The sequence below is a fragment of the Snuella sedimenti genome, assembly GCF_016428595.1.
In the GTDB taxonomy this organism is placed as follows: Bacteria; Bacteroidota; Bacteroidia; order Flavobacteriales; family Flavobacteriaceae; genus Snuella; species Snuella sedimenti.
This window is the reverse complement of sequence record NZ_JAELVQ010000030.1, coordinates 34659-41248: the sequence shown is the minus strand read 5'-3', so window position 1 is coordinate 41248 and position 6590 is coordinate 34659. Positions and strand designations below refer to the sequence as shown.

At 34.1% G+C, this 6590-nt stretch carries 6 protein-coding genes; all 6 read right to left on the bottom strand.

Going from position 1 to position 6590, the window contains the following annotated elements; genetic code table 11:
• Positions 1-209: 209 nt before the first annotated feature.
• Positions 210-1682 carry a carboxypeptidase-like regulatory domain-containing protein gene (locus JF259_RS16010; protein ID WP_199116716.1) on the bottom strand — a complete coding sequence of 491 codons (1473 nt, stop codon included), beginning with the start codon at positions 1680-1682 and terminating at the stop codon, positions 210-212.
• A 43-nt stretch (positions 1683-1725) separates the two neighbouring features.
• Positions 1726-3186 (bottom strand): CsgG/HfaB family protein, encoded by a 1461-nt coding sequence (locus tag JF259_RS16005; RefSeq protein WP_199116715.1) that lies wholly within the window; start codon positions 3184-3186, stop codon positions 1726-1728.
• 149 nt (positions 3187-3335) lie between these two features.
• Positions 3336-3743, bottom strand: a complete 408-nt coding sequence (locus tag JF259_RS16000) for a curli production assembly/transport component CsgF (RefSeq protein WP_199116714.1) — start codon at positions 3741-3743, stop codon at positions 3336-3338.
• Between the two features lie 142 nt (positions 3744-3885).
• Entirely contained in the window at positions 3886-4596 is a 711-nt protein-coding gene (locus JF259_RS15995) for a CsgE family curli-type amyloid fiber assembly protein (protein ID WP_199116713.1), read from the bottom strand.
• Positions 4597-4629: 33 nt separating this feature from the next.
• Positions 4630-5160, bottom strand: a complete 531-nt coding sequence (locus JF259_RS15990; RefSeq protein ID WP_199116712.1) for a hypothetical protein — start codon at positions 5158-5160, stop codon at positions 4630-4632.
• Positions 5161-5269: 109 nt separating this feature from the next.
• Entirely contained in the window at positions 5270-6463 is a 1194-nt protein-coding gene (locus JF259_RS15985) for a hypothetical protein (RefSeq protein ID WP_199116711.1), read from the bottom strand.
• Positions 6464-6590: the final 127 nt, after the last annotated feature.

Genomic DNA, 6590 nt, shown 5'->3' with positions numbered 1-6590 from the left:
AAACATGGAAGAAAAGCCAAAAGTATTTTTAAATATGGGCTCTCGTTTATTGCAAACGCTTTATTAAATTCTGAAAATCAATATGATACTAACTTATTTCAATTTTTGTCATGTACTTAGCAATATTTTTTACACCACACAATGGACAACAAAAAAAGCGTGCAAAAAATTTACACGCTCCTTCAGTCAGGTCTTAAGTTTTTAATGCTCTATTCCCAATCCGGCATTTCAGCATTGCTAAAAAGTATTGTTCTTGAGTTGACATCATCCAGCTCCGAAAGTTTTACTTTTAAAATGTCCTTTTGCGATATTCCATCATTCGAAGTCTGCATAAAAATAACTTCTGCGTCGTTAGGTGAAAAACGGGGGTCTATGTCATTAAAACCTGCTTGTTTTTGACTTGACACGAGCACCTTTGTAGATGAAGCAAATTCATGTAAATAAACACTCGAATTAAGTTGTCTATAGGTAGCGTTTTCAAAACCTGAAACATCGTACCAATACAATATTTTTTTATTGTCCACAGTTATATCCAAACCTCCTGCAGCTCCTAAAACATTTTCCAGTACACTATGCAACACCGTTCCAGAAGAGTTGATTGTATATATTGAAACGCCATAACCACTAACATCATTCGTTTTAAGCACTATAAGGCTATCGTCCTCACTTAAAACACATTCCGAAATTAAACTCCCATCTAGTGTTTTATATATCTCTTGCAAACCAGATCCGTCAGAATTTATGGTATACAATATATCGAAGTTTGGATAAATTAAACGGCTTCCATTTTTAGACCAAGAAAATCCCATTTGATCTAGGTTAAAACCATTGACCGGGATAGCCGAGGTAACTTTAAATATATTTGATCCATCTGGATCCATTGTATAAATATGGGTTTTAGAACCTTCAGTAGCCAAAAATGCTATTTTATTTTTAGCTAAATTTTTTCTAGGCCTCCAACTGTTCATTGTAGCAGGTGTTAATTGCAGCTCGTTACCATTTGCATCAGCTGAAAAAATCACATTATTACCTTCTATTTGTCTTACAAACAAAAACCGATTTGCTGGAAACTTTAGTGTTTCAAAAGAATTTACAGCACTTATTGCTGGCTCATTTATAGCGTCGGAGGCACTCACTTGCCAAAAATATTTTAGCCCGTATCGTAATCCAGTAACATTAAACAAGGTATCCTCAATATTGCTGAATTTTAGTATTTCATTGTCTTTATCGTTTCTGATTTCTAATTCGTAGGTTAACTTATCGTTTTCTGGGTCTGTGGCTACCCATTTCAATTGAACATCTATATCTACATCTATAGCCATATCGGATGGTTCCATAATTTGAGGTACATTAGGGGCTTTGTTTTTAGCAGTTTCCACCTCCATTTCAAACACAACGCTAATACTTGTATTCACTTGCACTTTTACCCCTTCAAAGCTGGTTAGATATCCCTCTTTCTCAGCCTGAACAGAGTATTGGTCTGCCACAACATCTTCTAATAAAAATTCTCCATCATCATTCGTAAACACTGTACTCGAACTTGGGTTTGTAGATATCTTAACATTTCCCAAAGGAGTATTAGCCCCCTTAACAACAACTTTCCCAGCTATTTTTCCTTTAGAAAGGTTGTCAATGGTTTCTTCACTGCAGCCACTAAAGGACAACATTATTACAATTATCAAAATATATTTAAAACATGTATTCATTATACCTATGAACTTATTATTAGACTTTATTTTCATCTCTTATAGCTTTGACTTCAATTTTATGCTTAGCCTTAAGGTTTTTCTTTTCTTCTCTTAGTTTTTGCCTGGCTTTTACACGTTGCGAATTATGTCTGTGTAGATAAATATTAACCCCAACACCAAATCTATAATAAAAATCATCTCTTTTACCGTTTATAATACCATCAACATTATCGCTAAAAACCATATTTTGCTCCCCAAACACCTTGACCCCTACATTTTTAGAGACTAAATATTCAATTCCTAAACCACACTGAAGCTTTGGGTCTACACTTGTGAAATAATTAGCCGCATTAACCCCAAAACCACCATAAACAAATGGCGTCATATCATCAAAGGGCAATATGTTGCATTCGGCATTCACATCAAAAGACATGAACCCTTCATTAAACAATCCTTTATTTTCTAAATTAAATTTTGAATAACTGGCGCCAATATTAAAGTACGGACTAAAGTATCTTTTATATCCAGCCTTACCCATAAACTCTGGTTGCGGATTTGGAAAATCCCCATTCATAAAAGAAGCTCCAACAGCTAGCTCAAAAGCATTTTTACTTCTCTTTTCTTTATATAATCTATCATACAATTTAGTTAACCCTGCGTTTTCTTTTTCTAAATCATACTGTTTAACCAATGTAGATATTTCTTCTTCTTCTCCTTGTGGCTCCCAAAGCCTGTCTTTAACACCTTCGATAATTAAAGCTTCCACTGATTTTTCAATTGCCTCTGTAACTGCTAAATGAACGGGTTCATTTCTGGTAAGGCCAGTTTCTGCTTCTAAAAGCCTTTGGAATTTCACATACCTAAAAAGACTAGCATCCACAGACTGGGAAAGAATGGTTTTGGATACATAAACTGTCTTTAATATTTTCCCGCTTGAAGTCGATATTGCCCTTAAATAAACAGAAATTCTATCTTGCCTGTATTGCGTTGAACCTCCGGCTCCAAAATAACGTGCTCCCAAACCCCCAGTTATAATATTTGAATCATAGGAAATAACGCCTCCTTCCAATATTATACCTGCATACAGCAAAGGTGGCAGCTTTTGAGAAGCCAAATCGTCTCCGTTTGCATATTCTTTTCGCGTAGATCTTATAATATTACGCTCATTTAACAAATTGCTCAAGTTTTCACGCTCAATTGGAACAAACCATTTTGAATCTTCTAAAGCTTTGAGCAAAATAGACGTTGTTCCTTGTGAGATAGCTGTACTAAACGTACTCCCATTTTCTGTTGGCTTATATTGCCCTGTTTGATCCCTAAATTTATAAACACCAACCACAACTGGCTCAACGGGTAGCGGCAAGCTTGTTAAGGCTCCATTAGCCTCTGTAGACTCTCCTAACCTGGCCTCTTGTATATCAAAGGGTTGATTAAAATATGTTCCACAACTAAAAACTGTAATCATTAATAATAATGACACGAACAGCATGTTCTTCATCGGTTTAAAATTTATTGTTTAGTATTGGTGAGATGTAATTATCCACATTTAATCCAATATTATTAAGAAGTTCATGAATCTTTATTTTTGTATCAGCACCCCAATTGTTATGGTTTATTCCATAGTCTATTTGCAATGGTAACAACTGTTTAATTTGGAACAATTATTTGGGTTTGCTCACCAGTACCTGTATCGAGAATGTCTACAACTAGCCCTTCATTAGACGGAAAGATTTCGACCACTAAAGAACCAAAAGAATAAGTTCCTTCTGCTAGGCCACTTTCGCCAAATTGATCCGAAAAAAGAGTTCGCGATATTTGACTCAGTATTTGGTTGTTTAAATTCTCCTTAAATCTTTCCAACTCCGACTTTTGACCAATATCAACTTGATTGGGATCCTTGAATGAATTCTGAGACTGCGCAGAACTTAACAGCCAGTTATAGTTAAACGTATCTCCTCCAAACGCTGGATTTTTAGGCTTATATACCAAATCTTGACCATAGGAAACCCCTATAATAAAAAATAAGAAAGGCATTAGTATCGCTAGTTTTCTCATATGTTATATTATTTTTTTTAAATTGTTCGCTATGCCCTAAGCAAGCTGAAGGGCATCTAATAAGCTAAACATCCTTAACGATCTTTTTTGTGATGTGATTGGTTATTATTAATGGATGTTTCACAATTTATTCTTTACTTTTTTAATATTGCGTAATGTATTTTTTTTGTTTTTTTATGTCTTGAAAGTATTTAAATACTTTTCGTATTGACAATTTTGCCTTTTGCTCCAAATACTCCTGATTTGGTTTAACGAAAAACTCATCTACCACAGAATTATCAATGCTTATTTGTATTATGGTATTTCTTCCTAAACTTAATCTTTCAGAAATGTTCACAATCTTACTTCCCTTTATTTGATTCAAATTATACATGGAATAAAAGAACTCGTAAAAATCCCTTCCCGCTTTCGTTTTTGTGTCCTCTGTGACTATACCAAGGATTTCAATACCGTCATTTGGCATTTGTACCTTAGTAGGTGGTGAGTCGTTATTTAACAGAACAAGCCTGTCTTTTCCCAAAAGCACATCTTCATCGTCATAAATCAATAGAATGATTGTTACCTTGTCTTTTTCATTCTGGTTAATTGTTGCACTTGATAATTCTTTACTTTCACTTGCCAACAACGTAAAGCGTCCTTCTTGAGTCGATTTTGATATGTTTGAAGTTTTTTTATTAGTTTTTATAACATGCATTATATACCTTAAACTCTTAATAACATCTAAAGTATTGGTAGCTGTTCCTTTTATGTTTATAAAGTCATCTACATTCTCAAACTTTATTTTTGCTACAATTTCTTTGTTTGTTACTTGGGCAAAACCCAACTTAACGCACAAAGCGCAAAAAAATAGCATTATTAGATGTTTGCTGTACATGCTTTAAAAAAATTAAAAACTTCTTATAACTAATGTTTTAGCTGTTCCTTGCATTTTGATTTTAATGTTGTTTGATAACGAATTAACTCCAAACCTTTCCAGAAGTAAATCATCTCCCTTTTGCGACAGTTTAAAATTATCATTCAACACATTTCCATAGGTATAACTATAAACAGCATTATTATTACCTTCTTGAATGACTTCTTCTGAAATATCACCTATAGCATTAACGTTTTCTATATTATTAAAATCGCCTACTTGATAATATTTTATATCTGCATTTACATGGGTTGAAGATAGATGTATCGCATTATAATTCCCTATTTGTTGCAACGTAATCTCACTTCTAGTCGCCATTTTTTCCTGATGCTTTAACTTTACCGATTGTTGCTGTAACAAAAAACCAGACACTTGGCTTTTGTAACTAAAAATAGACAATTCGTTATTAGCACTGTAACCATCTGACAACTCTTGAGAAAATACCGAACTTGTTGCAAGACATATAAAAAGTAGGGCTATTATTAGGGCTGGATATATTTTCATTGGGACTGATAAAAAAGGGGTGTGTTTTTCTAAAAACAAAGTAAGAAAAGGAGGTTTGAGAAACACCTCCTTTTCATTTATTATTTTATTGAACTAAAAAAGGGGTATTTTAGTTAGTTTGTAAAGTTCCTGCTACGTTTCCAACACCTGTTTGAGTTATTGTACTAACGTGCATAGTTCCAAATTGAGCAGATCCTGCTAAGTTTAATCCACCACTTTGTAAAATAGTAGAATCATTACCGTACCCAGACTGAAGCGTTACACCTAAGTTATATCCTCCATCCTGATCAATTAAACTTACGTTTTCTTCACCAAACTGTGCTTGTAAAGCAACGTTAGTATCTCCAACTTGATAAGCTTTAGCTTCATTCTTGTTACCATATTGATATTGATAGGCTCTATTGCCAAAATACATTTGATCTACTAAAGCTTTATTTTTGTTACCATATTGGTTTTGATTAGCATAGTTATCTGCCCCAACTTGAACAGCTTTCACTCTGTTTCTATCACCGTCTTGGTCTTGCTTAGCAATATTAAAAGAACCATCTTGGTCTACTTTTGCTTTATTCTTATTACCGTCTTGATCTTGCTCTGCATAATTTGAGAAACCATCCTGCTCTACAAAAGCTTTATTTTCATCACCATCTTGGTCTTGTGTAGAATAGTTAAATTCACCATCCTGAACCAACTCTGCGCTGTTACCATCTCCGTTCTGATTTTGGAAACCTTCATTTCTTTTCCCTAGCTGATCTACATAAGCATAGTTATTACTACCTTTTTGGTATTGATCGGCATAATTTCCTCTTCCTTCTTGGCTAGCTATGGCAAGATTACCATCAGAGTGGTTTGGTCCACTGTTTTGATCTTGTCTTGCTTCGTTATTTCTTCCTTTTTGATCCACATGCGCTTCATTGTTATCGAATCGTTGTTTTTGCCAAGAAATATTTCCTTTACCTCTTTGATAAGTAGTCGTTAAATTTCCTTCGGCATAACCAACACCTACATCAACAGTAGCACTATTGTATCTACCTCTTTGCGTAACGTAACTGTCATTATCATCACCCGCTTGCTTAATATCTGCAGTGTTCTTTTTGCCAATTTGGTCTACAAAAGCCGCATTATAATGACCTCCATCCACATTGTTTTTGCCGTCTTGATCTACTTTAGACTCATTCATATAGCCTACTTGACTAACTAAAGACAGGTTTGCCGTTCCTGTTTGGTCCACATCACTGGCATTACTTTGAGCAAATGTAAATGCTCCACATAACATTAAGGTTGTACTAAAAAAATAATTTTTCATGTTTTAAAAATTTGGATTAATTAATAGGTTAATATTTTAGTTCAATAAAATACTGGGGATAAATAGCAAACAACATAAAGTATTAATGGCTGCATATAATTAAAAACCGAGAGTTGTTTTTTTAATT

Coding starts and splice junctions, on each gene's coding strand:
- JF259_RS16005 (WP_199116715.1), bottom strand. CDS start 3,186: ATGAAGAACATGCTGTTCGTGTCATTATTATTAATGATTACAGTTTTT.
- JF259_RS15990 (WP_199116712.1), bottom strand. CDS start 5,160: ATGAAAATATATCCAGCCCTAATAATAGCCCTACTTTTTATATGTCTT.
- JF259_RS15985 (WP_199116711.1), bottom strand. CDS start 6,463: ATGAAAAATTATTTTTTTAGTACAACCTTAATGTTATGTGGAGCATTT.
- JF259_RS15995 (WP_199116713.1), bottom strand. CDS start 4,596: ATGCTATTTTTTTGCGCTTTGTGCGTTAAGTTGGGTTTTGCCCAAGTA.
- JF259_RS16000 (WP_199116714.1), bottom strand. CDS start 3,743: ATGAGAAAACTAGCGATACTAATGCCTTTCTTATTTTTTATTATAGGG.